Source organism: Streptomyces sp. NPDC023573, assembly GCF_055559735.1.
Genome location: NZ_JBVHKB010000002.1, coordinates 776,376 through 790,716, shown reverse-complemented (window position 1 = coordinate 790,716; position 14,341 = coordinate 776,376). Strand labels below are relative to the sequence as shown.

Annotated in this window: 16 protein-coding genes and 1 pseudogene; 6 read left to right on the top strand and 11 right to left on the bottom strand. The window is 70.4% G+C overall.

Features of this window, described 5'->3' with window-relative positions; all coding sequences use genetic code 11:
• Window positions 1-161: 161 nt before the first annotated feature.
• Window positions 162-947 carry a class I SAM-dependent methyltransferase gene (locus tag ACZ32T_RS10235; protein ID WP_467272716.1) on the bottom strand — a complete coding sequence of 262 codons (786 nt, stop codon included), beginning with the start codon at window positions 945-947 and terminating at the stop codon, window positions 162-164.
• A gap of 214 nt (window positions 948-1,161) precedes the next feature.
• On the opposite strand from ACZ32T_RS10235, the gene mshA reads away from it, so the two are divergent.
• On the top strand, window positions 1,162-2,511 hold the full coding sequence (mshA, locus tag ACZ32T_RS10230) for a D-inositol-3-phosphate glycosyltransferase (RefSeq protein ID WP_467366210.1): 1,350 nt from the start codon (window positions 1,162-1,164) through the stop codon (window positions 2,509-2,511).
• A 43-nt stretch (window positions 2,512-2,554) separates the two neighbouring features.
• On the top strand, window positions 2,555-3,061 hold the full coding sequence (locus tag ACZ32T_RS10225) for a type III secretion system chaperone family protein (protein ID WP_467366208.1): 507 nt from the start codon (window positions 2,555-2,557) through the stop codon (window positions 3,059-3,061).
• A 21-nt stretch (window positions 3,062-3,082) separates the two neighbouring features.
• Here ACZ32T_RS10225 and ACZ32T_RS10220 read toward each other — a convergent pair whose 3' ends face one another.
• Window positions 3,083-4,057 carry a phosphotransferase family protein gene (locus tag ACZ32T_RS10220; protein ID WP_467366206.1) on the bottom strand — a complete coding sequence of 325 codons (975 nt, stop codon included), beginning with the start codon at window positions 4,055-4,057 and terminating at the stop codon, window positions 3,083-3,085.
• A 226-nt stretch (window positions 4,058-4,283) separates the two neighbouring features.
• On the opposite strand from ACZ32T_RS10220, the gene ACZ32T_RS10215 reads away from it, so the two are divergent.
• A complete protein-coding gene (locus ACZ32T_RS10215; RefSeq protein WP_467366204.1) occupies window positions 4,284-5,060 on the top strand; it encodes a hypothetical protein in 777 nt (258 codons plus the stop codon).
• A gap of 21 nt (window positions 5,061-5,081) precedes the next feature.
• Here the strand turns inward: ACZ32T_RS10215 and ACZ32T_RS10210 are convergent, their stop codons facing one another.
• From ACZ32T_RS10210 to ACZ32T_RS10185, 6 genes and pseudogenes are all read right to left on the bottom strand, one after another.
• The gene (locus ACZ32T_RS10210; RefSeq protein WP_467272706.1) at window positions 5,082-5,324 is read right to left on the bottom strand and encodes a hypothetical protein; all 243 of its coding nucleotides are present in this window, start codon (window positions 5,322-5,324) and stop codon (window positions 5,082-5,084) included.
• A complete protein-coding gene (locus tag ACZ32T_RS10205; RefSeq protein ID WP_031093484.1) occupies window positions 5,321-5,569 on the bottom strand; it encodes a hypothetical protein in 249 nt (82 codons plus the stop codon). Before ACZ32T_RS10205 ends, ACZ32T_RS10210 begins: the two co-directional genes overlap by 4 nt.
• 93 nt (window positions 5,570-5,662) lie before the next feature.
• Window positions 5,663-6,022 carry an NUDIX hydrolase gene (locus ACZ32T_RS10200; RefSeq protein WP_467272887.1) on the bottom strand — a complete coding sequence of 120 codons (360 nt, stop codon included), beginning with the start codon at window positions 6,020-6,022 and terminating at the stop codon, window positions 5,663-5,665.
• Between the two features lie 219 nt (window positions 6,023-6,241).
• Window positions 6,242-6,414, bottom strand: a pseudogene (locus tag ACZ32T_RS10195) (VOC family protein); the annotation flags it as partial.
• A gap of 1,194 nt (window positions 6,415-7,608) precedes the next feature.
• Window positions 7,609-7,767, bottom strand: coding sequence for a hypothetical protein (locus tag ACZ32T_RS10190; RefSeq protein WP_467366202.1), 159 nt, complete (start codon window positions 7,765-7,767; stop codon window positions 7,609-7,611).
• Between the two features lie 185 nt (window positions 7,768-7,952).
• Window positions 7,953-8,714, bottom strand: a complete 762-nt coding sequence (locus ACZ32T_RS10185; RefSeq protein WP_356707992.1) for a phosphoglyceromutase — start codon at window positions 8,712-8,714, stop codon at window positions 7,953-7,955.
• Window positions 8,715-8,930: 216 nt separating this feature from the next.
• Here ACZ32T_RS10185 and ACZ32T_RS10180 point away from each other — a divergent pair, with 216 nt between their 5' ends.
• Window positions 8,931-10,202: an MDR family MFS transporter gene (locus tag ACZ32T_RS10180; RefSeq protein ID WP_467366200.1), complete on the top strand. Its 1,272-nt coding sequence runs from the start codon at window positions 8,931-8,933 to the stop codon at window positions 10,200-10,202.
• 132 nt (window positions 10,203-10,334) lie between these two features.
• Here ACZ32T_RS10180 and ACZ32T_RS10175 read toward each other — a convergent pair whose 3' ends face one another.
• Window positions 10,335-10,478: a hypothetical protein gene (locus ACZ32T_RS10175; RefSeq protein WP_467272695.1), complete on the bottom strand. Its 144-nt coding sequence runs from the start codon at window positions 10,476-10,478 to the stop codon at window positions 10,335-10,337.
• Window positions 10,479-10,660: 182 nt separating this feature from the next.
• Window positions 10,661-11,338 (bottom strand): phosphate signaling complex protein PhoU, encoded by a 678-nt coding sequence (gene phoU / locus ACZ32T_RS10170; RefSeq protein ID WP_467272693.1) that lies wholly within the window; start codon window positions 11,336-11,338, stop codon window positions 10,661-10,663.
• 195 nt (window positions 11,339-11,533) lie between these two features.
• Between phoU and phoR the strand changes: the two genes are divergently transcribed.
• Both phoR and phoP read left to right on the top strand, forming a co-directional pair.
• A complete protein-coding gene (gene phoR, locus ACZ32T_RS10165) occupies window positions 11,534-12,802 on the top strand; it encodes a two-component system sensor histidine kinase PhoR (RefSeq protein ID WP_467272691.1) in 1,269 nt (422 codons plus the stop codon).
• Window positions 12,803-12,807: 5 nt separating this feature from the next.
• Window positions 12,808-13,479, top strand: coding sequence for a two-component system response regulator PhoP (gene phoP, locus ACZ32T_RS10160; RefSeq protein ID WP_465269737.1), 672 nt, complete (start codon window positions 12,808-12,810; stop codon window positions 13,477-13,479).
• A gap of 60 nt (window positions 13,480-13,539) precedes the next feature.
• On the opposite strand, the gene ACZ32T_RS10155 is transcribed toward phoP, so the two are convergent.
• Window positions 13,540-14,226 (bottom strand): DUF461 domain-containing protein, encoded by a 687-nt coding sequence (locus tag ACZ32T_RS10155; RefSeq protein WP_467273001.1) that lies wholly within the window; start codon window positions 14,224-14,226, stop codon window positions 13,540-13,542.
• Window positions 14,227-14,341 lie beyond the last annotated feature (115 nt).

Below are 14,341 nucleotides of genomic sequence, written 5' to 3'. Positions count from 1 at the left end.
CGTCAGTAACAATTCCGTGTCGACGCGATCGTGCCATGTCGTCCCGTAAAGCAACAGAGGTCCGTGTCACCCTCCCCGTCACACAGGGGGACGAACGGTGATCCGCCGGTGTTCCCGGATCCGCTGCCGTCCCGTACCGACGTGTTCCGGTCCGGTGCTGTTCACCCCGTGGCCGGCCGCAGTGCGGACCAGCGCACCGTGATCTCGCCCTGCCGCCACCGCCGTACGCCGTCTGTCAGGGGCCAGTCGGCGGAGACCGCGCGGACCGCCGTGATCCAGCGCTGCCGGGCGCCCAGCGACGCGTAAGGGGAGGCCGTGGCCCAGGCGCGGTCGAGGTCCCGCAGGAAGGCGTGGACGGGTTCGCCCGGCACATTGCGGTGGATCAGGGCCTTCGGGAGGCGTTCGGCCAGGTCGGAGGGGCGGTCCAGCGAGCCGAGCCGGGTCGCGAAGGTGACCGTGCGCGGGCCTTCGGGGCCGAGCGCGACCCACACGTGCCGGCGCCCGATCTCGTCGCAGGTGCCCTCGACCAGCAGTCCGCCCGGGGCGAGCCGGGCGCACAGCCGCTGCCAGACCGCGGCGACCTCGCCCTCGTCGTACTGGCGCAGCACGTTCGCGGCCCGGATGAGCAGCGGCCGGCCGGCGGTGGGGACCTCGAAGCCGCCGTGCACGAAGGTGAGGCCCTCGCGCTCGTACGGCTGTGCCGCCGCGACCCGGGCGGGATCGATCTCGACGCCCACGACGGCCGTGCGCGGCTCGGCGGTGCGCAGCCGCTCCAGCAGTTCGACGGCGGTCCAGGGGGCGGCGCCGTAACCCAGGTCGACCGCGACGGGGGCGTCGCTGCGGCGCAGCGCGGGGCCGTGGGTGGCGGCGATCCAGCGGTCCATGCGGCGCAGCCGGTTGGGGTTGGTGGTCCCGCGGGTCGCGGTGCCGATGGGGCGCTGGTGCATGCGAAGGAGCGTATGCGAAGCCGCGTCGGGTGGACGCGGGAGCAGACGGAGCGGCGTGCGGGGCCGACGGGCGTGGGAGCAGCCGTCCGGCGCGCCGGTGGCTTCGCAATGTTTTGGCAAAGTGGAAATGAAAGGCGGGGTTCCGCTGTTCTGCCACTTCGAAGGGGCCGTGTGCCTTGTACGTGTCATGCCCTGAGCGAGGAGGAGCGGACCCGTGAGCCAGTACGTCTCCCGGCTCGGCAGCAGCCGTGCGGCACCCCGTATCCGCTTCCCGGGCACCTTCGCCGGACACCGTAAGCCGCGCCGTGTCGCGATGCTCTCCGTGCACACCTCTCCGCTGCACCAGCCCGGCACGGGCGACGCCGGCGGTATGAACGTCTACATCGTGGAGCTGGCCAGGCGCCTCGCCGCGATCGGCATCGAGGTCGAGATCTTCACCCGGGCCACCACCGGCGGGCTGGCCCCCACGGTCGAACTGGCTCCCGGAGTCCTGGTCCGGCACGTGGACGCGGGCCCGTACGAGGGCCTCGCCAAGGAAGAGCTGCCCGCACAGCTCTGTGCCTTCACGCACGGCGTGATGCAGGCATGGGCAGGTCAGCGCCCCGGCTACTACGACCTGGTCCACTCCCACTACTGGCTCTCCGGCCAGGTCGGCTGGCTCGCCGCGCAGCGTTGGGGCGTCCCCCTCGTCCACGCCATGCACACCATGGCGAAGGTCAAGAACGCCGCGCTCGCCGAGGGCGACGCCCCCGAGCCGGCCGCCCGCGTCATCGGCGAGACCCAGATCGTGCACGCCTCCGACCGGCTCATCGCGAACACCGCGGGCGAGGCCGACGAGCTCTTCCGCTTCTACGACGCCGACCCGGAGTCCGTCGCCGTCGTGCACCCCGGGGTCAATCTGGAGCGCTTCCGCCCCGGCGACGGCCGCGCCGCCGCGCGCGCCCGCCTCGGACTGCCGCAGGACGCGCTGATCCCGCTCTTCGCCGGCCGCATCCAGCCGCTGAAGGCCCCGGACGTGCTGCTGCGTGCCGTCGCCGTGCTCCTGGACCGGGACCCCTCGCTGCGCTCGCGCATCCTCGTACCCGTCGTCGGAGGGCCCAGCGGCAGCGGCCTCGCCAAGCCGGAGGGCCTCCAGAAGCTCGCCGCCCGCCTCGGCATCGCCGACGTCGTACGGTTCCACCCACCGGTCGGCCAGGACCAGCTCGCCGACTGGTTCCGCGCGGCATCCGTCCTGGTCATGCCCTCGTACAACGAGTCCTTCGGACTGGTCGCCATAGAGGCCCAGGCGGCCGGCACACCCGTGGTCGCGGCGGCGGTGGGCGGTCTTCCGGTCGCCGTACGGGACGGAGTCAGCGGCTTCCTGATCCCCGGCCACGACCCGGAGGCGTACGCACAGGCGCTCAGCCGCTTCGCGGACAGCGCGGAGCTGGCCGGCCGGATGGGCGAGGCCGCGGCCCTCCACGCCCAGTCGTTCGGCTGGGACACAGCGGCCTCGGCGACCGCCGACGTGTACACGGCGGCCATGCACGACCACCGTCGCCGCGCCCGCACGCACCACGGCTGAGTCTCCAGCTGAGGACGCGGACGCGTTGTCGTACGCTCGCACCATGGCTGACGTATCCGACGAGGCAGCAGCGGCGCAGGTCATCGAAGCGACGCTGGAGGACGCGGAGCTCGAATGGGAGAGCCCCGGGCCCGGGAACTACGTCGTGAAGCTGCCCGGCACGCGCAAGCTGTCCACGACCTGTTCCCTGATCGTCGGGCAGCACTCCCTCTCCCTCAACGCGTTCGTCATCCGTCACCCCGACGAGAACGACGCGGCCGTGCACCGCTGGCTCCTGGAGCACAATCTCCGCCTCTTCGGTGTGAGTTACGCCATCGACCAGCTCGGTGACGTCTATCTCGTCGGCAAGCTCCCGCTCTCGGTCGTCACCCGCGACGAGCTCGACCGGCTGCTCGGCGCGGTCCTGGAGGCGGCGGACGGCGCGTTCAACCCGCTGCTGGAACTGGGCTTCGCGAGCGCGATCCGCAAGGAGTACACCTGGCGGGTGGAGCGCGGCGAGTCGACGCGCAACCTGGACGCCTTCACGCATCTGACGCAGCGCCCGTCCTGAGTCCGCTGGTTGAGGGGCGCGCTACGTGAGCCCCTCGATCGCCGCGACGAGCCTCGGCGCCACCTCGTTCCACGTCGTCTCCACGGCGTCGGGCCCCGCGCCGCGCGGCACCGTCTCGGTGAGCATGATCAGGTAGAGGTAGCTGCGGCAGAGGTCGATCCGGCGGCGTACGGCCGGGGTGAAGTCGAGCGGTGCGCCCGTCGCGGACGCGTATCCCGCGAGGAAGTCCAGGTCCGTCTCCGGGTCGCCGAAGAGCGACGTGGAGACGAGATCGGCGACGGGATCGCCCCAGAACATCCGCTCACCGTCGACGATCCCCCCGATGCGCCGGGCGCCGGGTCCCCCGGTCACCAGGACGTTGCCCTGCCAGAGGTCGAAGTGGACGAGGGCCGGCCGGGTGACCTCGTCCAGCACGTCCGACGCCCCGGCGAGCACCTCACGGATACGTCCCACGGGGTACGGCAGCCTCGCCCCGTACCTCTCGGCGTCGGCGAGCACGGCGTCGGTCATCGCCGTGAACGCCTCACGCCAGGTGGGGGAGAGCGGCCCCAGGGGCTCTGCGGGATAGCCGAAGCCGCCGGGGCCCGTCACGCCGTGCAACCGGCCGACGGCGCCGCCCAGCTCGGCGCGCAGGGCCCGTGTCTCGTCGGCCGTCAGGCCACCCCCGACGGCGCTCCAGGGCCGCCCGGGGCGCGCGGTCATGACGACGTACGCCCCGGCCGGCGCGCCGGGGTCGAGCTCGCTGTGCACGACTCGCGGGATGGTGGCTCCGGTCCCGGCGGCGGCGTCGTAGAAGGTGATCTCGTTGACGAGCAGGCGCTGTTCGTAGCTCAGCGCGGTGGAGTGCGCCGGAGGGATCTTCACCACCCAGTCCGTCCCGTCGCCGAAGGTCACGCGGGTGACGGTGTTGTACGTGCCCCCGGTGAGTGGCTCGACGGACGTGGGCTCGGGTGCTTCCACGGCCTCCAGTACGGCTGCTGTCGCTTCGACGGACACGGGCGGGGGGTCCCCTCTGTGGCTCACCTGCGGAGTCGACCACCCCACAGGAGCTTCACAGAGTGATCACGGCGCAGTCACGATCACATCCCGTGACCGTTCGGGGTGATCATCGGACAGGTGTCCGATCGTAGAGTGTCCTGCACTGCCACAGCCCTCCGTACCGGCCGCGAAGTACTGCCCGGGGAGAGGCTGTTGCTCCTTCAGACGGAGAGATGAACGAACCATGCGCGCCACCGCTGTACGCCGTACCGCCCTCGTCGCCGCCGCGGCCTCCATGACCCTGCTCGCCACCGCCTGCAGCGGCTCGGACTCCGACGCCAAGGGCGACGGCGGCACCTCGGGAGGCAAGGACGACGCCTCCTCCAAGCCCGCTGCGGTCAAGGCGCTGACGTCGGCCGAGCTGGAGAAGGTGTCGCTGGAGCAGGGTGACGTCGCGGGTTACAAGGTCTCGAAGACCGGCCCCGAGGACATCGCCCAGCCCGGGGACGTCACGGTCGACAAGAAGGAGTGCGAGCCGATCGGCTTCGCCTTCTACGGGGTGAAGCGGGGGACCCCGGCCGGGAACGCGGGGCGCAAGGTCGTCCAGGAGCCCAAGAAGGACGAGTCGGCCGACCCCGAGGACGCTCTCGCCGGCATGCTCGACATCACGTCGTCGCTGGTCACCCTGGCCTCGTACGAGGGTGACGGCGCGGCGAAGAGCCTCGCCGAGCTGCGTGACTCCGCCGCGAAGTGCACCGGCGGGTTCACCCTCACCATGAAGGGCTCCAAGCAGAAGGTCACCAAGCTGACCGAGGAGAAGGTGACGGGCGGCGAGGAGGCCCTCGCCTGGCGCGTGCAGATGGGAGAGGGCGACGAGGCCGCGCCCTTCAAGCTCGTGAGTCTGCGTCAGGGCGGCACGATCGCCACGTTCTTCTCCTTCAACCTCGGCAAGACGGGTGCGGACGCCGACTTCGACCGGCCGACCGCGGTGATCGACGCGCAGGTGAAGAAGCTCGGCTGAGCCCACGGCCGCCTCTCCGGGTCACGGCAGCGGTACGAGCCTGACCACGGTGACCGTCAGCACGGACCCGGAGACGTAGTAGAGGACGATGGCGCCGTACACCGTCGCCTCACGCCGGTCGCGTTCACGCTTCACGGCGGACGAGGCGTGTCCGTACGGATCGAGGGCCAGGGTGCGCGCCATCTCGTCCCGGAACGACTCGCCGTCGCGCATCTTGGCCAGGGTGTCGTCGGCGGGCGGTGCGTAGGAGATGCGGAAGCTCAAGCGACGTTCCGCCTCTCGGCCTCGTCCTGCGCCAGCCGGTCCAGGATCTGTTCGGCTTCGGGATCGGGTACGGACTCGAGCATCCAGTGCCGCATGACGGCCTGGATCTCGTGCACTCCGGCCTCGTTGATCGCGTGGTCGAACTCCTCGCGTCTCTCCTCGGGCAGGGCGGCACGGATCGCCGGGATGCTGTTGGGCACCTCGACCTCGGTGCCACCGACGAAGGTCTTCAGAGACTCGCCCATGATCGCTCTCCCCGATCTCCTTGCTCTCCGCGCCCCGCCCGCCTCCGCCGCCGAGGGCGTGCGCCTGGGCAACGGGCGGGTGTCCAGGTCACGTTAGCGGGTGCCGTCCTGCGGGGGAGCTCGACTGCCCGGCGAGTCGGGCGAGGTCGACGTCGAGGTGCGCGACGCGACCGGGCGGCGGCAACCTCGGGTCCCACCAACGGATGGCGTGAACCTCGTCGTTGGGCTCGAAGCCGCACCGCTCACGCGCTGTGCCGGCGAACAGGCGACCGCACTCGCGCCGTTGCGGCAGGACCAAGACGAACGACGCGTGGCCGACGAACCGCAGAGGACCGTCCGGTTCGTGCCCACTCTCCTCGACAGCTCCCGGACGGCGGCCTCTCGCGCGCTCTCACCGGGATCGATCGAGCCACCGGGGAGCTCCCAGACGTACCGGTGACGGGCGTGGACCATGAGCACGCCGCCCTGGTGCCACAGGGCCGTCAGCGCCAGGGGAGCCGTCGCACCCGGGCTGGAGGGAGACCAGGAGATTGCCATGGTTGTCGACTGCGAGCGGCTCGGCGGCGTGCGCAGTCATGCCCGGAGCCTTCCCTCGCTCACCGCCACCTGCACGACGACTGTGACGCCTCGGTGCCGGGCAGGTGCTCAAGCAACCGGCTGGCCGATGCCCGGCATGGCGAACTCGGAATCACCGCACCGGTACAGCAGCCCGCCGGGCCGCTCGTCGACCCGGCTCCAGGCCGAGCTCCTTTGAGGAGAAACGCCGCGCCCGCCCAAGGTCGCGCGCGGGCAGGCGGTCGCGGCTCTGCGCACCCGGCCAGAAGGTTCCTGCCGTCTGCGTCCATGCCTTCACTCTGCCGTGGGCGGGACGTGGTCCTGGTAAACGGCCCGGGCGGGGTGTTCCGTCGTTGGCGGTCTGGCACCGGCGTTGTCAGAACGGGGCGGTAAAGTACCTCCGCTCAGCGGCGCCATGCACGACGAACGAGAGCATGTGCATGTGAAATTGCGACAAAAGTCGCTTACCTCGCACCCGAGCGTGTGTACGCACCGTCACCCTTGCGTGTGATTTGCGTCACTCGTTTAATGTTGGATTAGGCTTGTGAGCTGCCCCCATGCGGGTTCTGCCGGGAAATCCGCGCAGATCAACATGTGGGCGACGGTCGCCATCCGGGTCTATGGCAGGCAAGATGGGCAGCGTCGCACAACGGGGAGCGTGACGCGTGTCACATAGCGACATTCAGCTTGCGTACGCGACAGTAACAAGCAACGGACATGGCGAAGGCCTCACCCACCGCTCGCGAGGCTTGGGGCAAGGCCTTCTTTCACACCGTCTGCAGCGTGGCCCCGGCCTTTAGGTCGGGGCTTTCGCGTTGTCAGCCCAGCGCGTCCCATCCGAGTTTGATGAGCGAGCCGATCGGGCCGAGCCAGCGAATCCACCTGTAGTGGCGATCCGCCTTCGTGCTGCAGCAGCATTTCCCGTCAGGCCGGTGAGCCATGGGATATCCCCTTCTGGGTCCACGGACTTCGCGAACTCCGCGGAGGCCAACGACGACTTGGACCCCAGGGGTAGGCGACAGAGTACCCGCGCGCAGACCCCGTCGACGCTGCCGCCGGGCGCCGACGCACACCCATGGGCTCGGCACTGAGTGCCACTCTGGGTGATCGCCCAAGATCATCTGAGTGACCGGGTAGGCGTACCAACGCCCCGGCCTGGCTCGTTGCCTGAGGTGCCGTCGGGAACGCCGTGCCGGTTCCTGGGTGACGAGTTACCTATCTCACACCATCACGCTCGAACTCCACGCAATTGCAGCCCGTGGAGTAGGGGCGAAAACCCGTCAGGACGCCTCTGACAAAGGGCGGTTACCCGTGCGTACGGCGCGCGCGGTGCGGCCACACCGGGACACCGCGGACGCAGAAACGGGCGGCCCGGGAGGGCCCCGGACACGGGCCTGGCCGCCCGGGCATACGCCATCGCCGCGGCCGGGCCGGCACGAGGCGGGGGGAGCGGGGGGAACAGCGCGATCGTCCTCCGCGAAGTGTCAGACTGAGGACTGGCTGCCGCGGTCGTTCCAGGCCAGTCGGTGTGCGCCGCTCACCGTCACCGGCACTATCCCGGCGAGTTCGTCCACGACGGCCGCGCGGCGCCGCACTTCCAAGAGGGGCGCCGCTGCCAGGGCATCCCACATCGAGTTACTCATCCCCGAAGGCACTCCACCGCCTAGACAAACCCGTCGCCACTGTGACGCCGCCACCTGCCTATGGCCGGCACGGGGGCAGGAACCATGGGCTCGGCGTATGAATCCTCCAGGCCCGGCGGCCGACCGCACGGAGAAGCCCCCCACCACGCGGAGAACCCGCAGATGGGGGGCTTGTTCAGCTCTGCTTACTTCTTCTTGCCCTGGTTCTTCACAGCCTCGATCGCGGCCTTCGCCGCCTCCGGGTCGAGGTACGTGCCGCCCGGGTTCAGGGGGCGGAAGTCGGCGTCCAGTTCGTATGTGAGCGGGATGCCGGTCGGGATGTTCAGGCCCGCGATGTCGGCGTCGGAGATGCCGTCGAGGTGCTTGACCAGGGCGCGCAGGCTGTTGCCGTGGGCGGCGACCAGGACCGTGCGGCCCGTCAGCAGGTCCGGGACGATGGCGTCGTACCAGTACGGCATCATGCGGATGACGACGTCCTTGAGGCACTCCGTGCGCGGGCGCAGCTCCGGCGGGATCGTCGCGTAGCGGGCGTCGTCGCTCTGCGAGAACTCGGTGCCGTCCTCGAGGGCGGGCGGCGGGGTGTCGTACGAGCGGCGCCAGAGCATGAACTGCTCCTCGCCGAACTCGGCGAGGGTCTGGGCCTTGTCCTTGCCCTGGAGGGCGCCGTAGTGGCGCTCGTTCAGGCGCCAGGAGCGGTGCACGGGGATCCAGTGGCGGTCCGCGGCCTCCAGCCCGAGCTGGGCGGTGCGGATCGCGCGCTTCTGGAGGGAGGTGTGTACGACGTCGGGGAGCAGGCCGGCGTCCTTGAGCAGCTCACCGCCGCGGACCGCCTCCTTCTCGCCCTTGTCGGTGAGGTCTACGTCCACCCATCCGGTGAACAGGTTCTTCGCGTTCCATTCGCTCTCGCCGTGGCGGAGGAGGATCAGCTTGTACGGTGCGTCGGCCATGGGTCCGAGCGTAATCGAACCCGCGCGCCCCACGCGCGCGCGGCCGAAGGGCGGACCGGGGGAGGTCCGGAGCGTGGGCCGGGGAGCGACTGTTGACGGGCGGCGTCAATCGAGTGGCAGGCGGGGACTCCGCTTTCGTAATGTTCGGACAGCCGTCGGGCCGCTTACACAGGCCGGCGGATGATCCGTACACGCACGTCCCGGGGGAGTGGCCCTATGTCTGTCGCTGGTCTCAGAAAGGCGGCACACGAGACGGTCGCCGGTCTCCCCAGGGAGTTCTGGTGGTTGTGGACCAGCACGCTGGTCAACCGCCTCGGGGCGTTCGTCGCCACGTTCATGGCGCTCTATCTGACCCTGGACCGCGGCTACTCGGCCTCGTACGCCGGTCTCGTCGCCTCCCTCCACGGGCTCGGCGGGGTCGTGTCGTCCCTGGGTGCCGGGGTGATGACGGACCGGCTCGGGCGCCGCCCGACCATGCTGATCGCGCAGCTCTCGACCGCCGTGTCCGTGGCCGTGCTCGGCTTCATGGTCCATCCGGTGGCGATCGCCGGTGTGGCCTTCGTCGTGGGTATGGCCAGCAACGCGTCCCGGCCGGCCGTGCAGGCGATGATGGCCGACATCGTCCGGCCCGAGGACCGGGTGCGGGCCTTCTCGTTGAACTACTGGGCCATCAACCTGGGGTTCGCCGTCTCGTCGGCCGGGGCGGGGTTCATCGCCGAGTACAGCTATCTGGCCGGGTTCCTGGGTGAGGCGGCTCTGACCCTGCTCTGCGCCGTCGTCGTCTTCCTCCGGGTGCCGGAATCCCGCCCCGAGGCGGCGCCCCGGGCCGCCGGGACGCGGGCACCGGATGACGTGAGGCTGGGTACGGTCCTGCGCGACGGGCGGTACATGGGTGTCGTCGGGTTGTCGTTCCTGGTCGCGCTGATCTTCCAGCAGGGTTACGTGGGCCTGCCGGTGGCCATGGGCACGGACGGGCTGTCCAGCTCCGACTTCGGCACGGCCATCGCCGTCAACGGCGTGCTGATCGTCGCCCTGCAGATCCCCGTCACCCGGTTCATCCAGCATCGCGACCCGCGCCGGCTGCTGATCCTCTCGTCCCTGATCGCGGGCTACGGATTCGGGCTGACCGCCTTCGCGGGATCGGTCGGAGTGTACGCCCTGACGGTGTGTGTCTGGACCCTGGCCGAGATCGTCAACGCGCCGACGCAGACGGGCATCGTCGTGCAGTTGTCACCGGCCCACGGCCGGGGCCGCTACCAGGGCATGTACACGATGTCGTGGTCGGTGGCGGCGCTCGTCGCCCCGCTGATGTCCGGCTTCGTGATCGACCACTACGGCGCCGCCTGGCTGTGGGGGACGTGCGCGGTCCTGGGGACGGTGGCCGCGTTCGGCTACTGGCTGCTGATGCGGAACCTGGACCTGCCGGAGCCCATGGTCGCCGCCTCGCCGGTGCCCGAGGGCCGGGCGGTCACCGAGCCCGCGGCCTGAGGGACGGAAGCCGGCCTGAGGAACAGAAGCCCGCTGCCCGAGGAACGGGAGCCCCGGGTATGCGGAACGCGGCGCCGCTGCCCCGCGACGGACACGTCCGTCGCGGGGCAGCGGCGCCGGATTCGGCCGGACTCAGCCGCCGCACTGGCACGGCGCGCCGGACTGGCAGCCGCACCCGCAGCCCGATCCGCAGCCGCAGGCTCCCAGCAACGGCAGACGCACCACTTCGGTCGGGGGCTCCTGCTGCTGGGGTTCGGTCATGGGGGAATCGGCCATGGTCCCTCCTCAGGGAGTACGACTCGACGGCGTACGGCACATGTACGGGGCACACATGCCGACGGCGGGGGCCGCAGGCATGCCGCGCCGCCCCCGCACCCCTTGCATGCCCAGCCCGGAGGGCGCATCAACGGCGCACGAGCGCGGGAACGGATGTGCGGCCGCCGGGAGGGCCGCGCCCCCTACGCCCCCTCGACCGGCGTCGCAGCCTGGATCTCGTCGGCGTGCTCGCCCGTGACCAGGTAGACGACCCGCTTGGCGACCGAGACGGCGTGGTCGGCGAAGCGCTCGTAGTAGCGGCCGAGCAGGGTGACGTCGACGGCGGTCTCGATGCCGTGCTTCCAGCGGTCGTCCATCAGGTGCTGGAACAGCGTGCGGTGCAGCAGGTCCATCTCGTCGTCGTCCTGCTCCAGCTGGAGCGCCAGGTCGACGTCCTTCGTGATGATCACCTCGGCGGCCTTCGCCATCAGCCGCTGGGCGAGCTGGCCCATCTCCAGGATGGTGGCGTGCAGGTCGTGCGGTACCGCCGACTGGGGGAAGCGCAGCCGCGCCAGCTTGGCGACGTGCTGGGCGAGGTCGCCCGAGCGCTCCAGGTCGGCGCTCATCCGCAGCGAGGTGACGACTATCCGCAGATCGGTCGCGACCGGCTGCTGGCGGGCCAGCAGCGCGATGGCACGGGCCTCCAGGTTGTGCTGGAGGTCGTCCACCTTCTGGTCCGCGGCGATCACGCTCTCGGCGAGCTTGAGATCGGCGTCGAGCATGGACGTCGTGGCCCGGCCGATCGCCGAGCCGACGAGCCTGGCCATCTCGACCAGGTCCTCGCCGATCGAATCGAGTTCCTCGTGATAAGCGTCGCGCATGGAAGTCCCTCTCCAGATCCTGAGGCCGGGGTCTTGGGGCCGACCCCCACGTTGCCACGGTGCGGGGCCAACGCGTCGGGATCCGTCCCCCGAAGTGAACCGTCACTATCCCCTTGGTGAACTCTGGGCGACGAGTGTTCGAGATGGCACCCGGATGGCTGGGAGAGTGTCGGCGCGCCCGCATAACCTTGAGGCATGGACGTGAACGCGGCGGTCGCCGCAGCTGCCGCGATCGCCGGTCTCTGTACCGGTGTGATCGCGATGCTGGCGTTCCGCTGGAGCGAGCGCGAGCAGAAGCGGCCCACGCGTACGTCCCTGCGGCCCGACGGCAATGCCGCGCTGCCCCCGGGGGTGGACACGGTCCTCTCCGTGCTCAGCTCGTCGGCCGTCGTGCTCGACGAGAGCGACAGCGTCGTCAAGGCCAGCTCCGCCGCTTACGCGCTGGGCCTGGTCAGGGGCGGGCGCCTGGCGGTCGAGCCGATGCTCCACATGGCCAGGGACACCCGGCGCGACGGTGAGATACGGCAGGTCGAGCTGGACCTGCCCCGTCGTGGCACGGGCAGGGGCGAGGCGCTCGCCGTGTCGGCCCGCGTCGCCCCGCTGGGCTCACGCCTGGTCCTCCTGCTGGTCGAGGACCTCACGGAGGCCCGTCGCATAGAAGCGGTGCGGCGTGACTTCGTCGCCAACGTCAGTCATGAGCTGAAGACGCCGGTCGGAGCGCTCTCGCTGCTCTCCGAAGCCGTCATGGACGCCTCCGACGACCCGGAGGCGGTGGAGCGGTTCGCCGGCCGCATGGAGATCGAGGCGACCCGGCTGACCAACCTGGTGCAGGAGCTGATCGACCTCTCCCGCGTGCAGAACGACGACCCGCTGGAGGACGCCGAACCCGTACGGGTGGAGGATCTGGTCGACGAGGCGATCGACCGGTGCCGTCAGCAGGCCGGTTCGAAGCAGATCACCATGGCCTCGGGCGGCACCGCGGACCTCTTCGTCTGGGGCAACCGGAGCCAGCTCGCGGCCGCACTCGGCAATCTCGTGGAGAATGCCGTCAACTACAGCCCCGCCCGCACACGCGTCGGCATCGCCGCCCGGAAGCTGTCCGCGCCCGGCGGGGATCTGATCGAGATAGCCGTGACCGACCAGGGCATCGGCATCTCCGAGAAGGACCGTGAACGCGTCTTCGAGCGGTTCTACCGCGTCGACCCGGCCCGCTCTCGGGCCACCGGTGGCACCGGTCTCGGCCTCGCCATCGTCAAGCATGTGGCCGCCTCGCACGGCGGGGAGGTCACCGTATGGAGCTCGGAGGGACAGGGCTCCACGTTCACCCTGCGACTGCCCGAGTCGGGCGTCGTACGGGGTCGTACCACCGGCGGACCCCTCGTCGTCAACGGTGCTGTTGACGACGACGGGCCGTACGAGACCGATTCTTTTGAACCATTTCCTGCCCCGGAGGCCCTTCCGTGACCCGAGTGCTTGTCGTCGAGGATGAGGAATCCTTCAGCGACGCCCTGTCGTACATGCTCCGTAAGGAAGGCTTCGAGGTGGCCATCGCGGCCACCGGCCCGGACGGCCTCGACGAGTTCGAGCGCAACGGCGCCGATCTCGTGCTGCTCGACCTGATGCTGCCGGGTCTGCCCGGCACGGAGGTCTGCCGGCAGCTGCGCGTCCGGTCCAACGTCCCGGTGATCATGGTCACTGCCAAGGACAGCGAGATCGACAAGGTCGTGGGCCTGGAAATAGGAGCCGACGACTATGTGACCAAGCCCTTCTCCTCGCGGGAGCTCGTGGCCCGCATCCGCGCGGTCCTGCGCCGCCGTGGGGAGCCGGAGGAGGTCACCCCGGCGGCTCTGGAGGCCGGTCCGGTCCGGATGGACGTGGACCGCCACGTCGTCACGGTCTCCGGAGGCAAGGTCGACCTCCCGTTGAAGGAGTTCGACCTCCTCGAGATGCTCCTGCGCAACGCCGGGCGCGTGCTGACGCGTATGCAGCTGATCGACCGGGTCTGGGGCGCGGACTACGTGGGCGACACCAAGACCCTGGACGTCCACGTCAAGCGGTTGCGCGCCAAGATCGAGCCCGACCCGGGGGCGCCGCGCTACCTGGTGACGGTGCGGGGCCTGGGTTACAAGTTCGAGCCGTAAACCGGGGGCCGCGGGCTGCGTGGGGGGTGTCTCCGGCGGAGACACCCCCCACGCACGCGATCAGTGCTCGGCGGCCGCGTCGTCGGCCGGCGGGACCGTGTCGGCCGTCTCGCCCGCGGAGCTTCCGGACTGCTCGCCCTCCTGGGCACCCGGCGTCTCGGAGGCACCGGGCGTCTCGGACGCACCGGGCGTCCCGGACGCGGAGTCCGAGGGGGTGGGCTTCGCCGACGGCAGTGTGCTCGGGCCGAAGTCCTTGAAGAAGCCGGTCGCCGGGACGACGGACGCGCCCAGCGAGATCTCGCCGGTCTCGCTGAACGTGAAGGCGACGTTCTGCACGTTGCCGGCCGCCCCTGCCTGGCGTCCGTTCTCGATCACGGCCGAGGCGTTGTTCTTCCCGCCGATGATGAGCCGTCCGCCGGCCGGGACCACGAGCGGTCCCTTGCCCTTGGCGGGCTTCAGTTCCACCGTCGCGTCGGTGCCCGGCAGGGCGATCGTCTCCACGACCTCGCGCTTCGGTCCGTCGTTGAAGAGGGTGGCGGCGATGACCGCGGGGCCCTCGGCGTCCGGTTCGGGCTGGGTGATGACGTTCAGGTTCTGGATCTTGATGGAGTCGACAGCGGTGGCTGCGTTGTCCGGCCTGACCTGAAGCGTCTGCGCGTTGTTGCCGGCACCGCACGCGGACAGGGCGGCGATCGAGAACACGAGGGCAGTGGCGGCGAAGGCGCCGTGTCGAAGGCTGCGGCTCACGGCGGCGGCAACTCCTTGAACGTTCGGACTGCGGACTTCGGACTCTGCGGACAGGAAGGCCCGAGCGGCCGTAAAGCCGCCCTAAGTGTGTGTCAGCGGGCTCAGGTTACCGAGC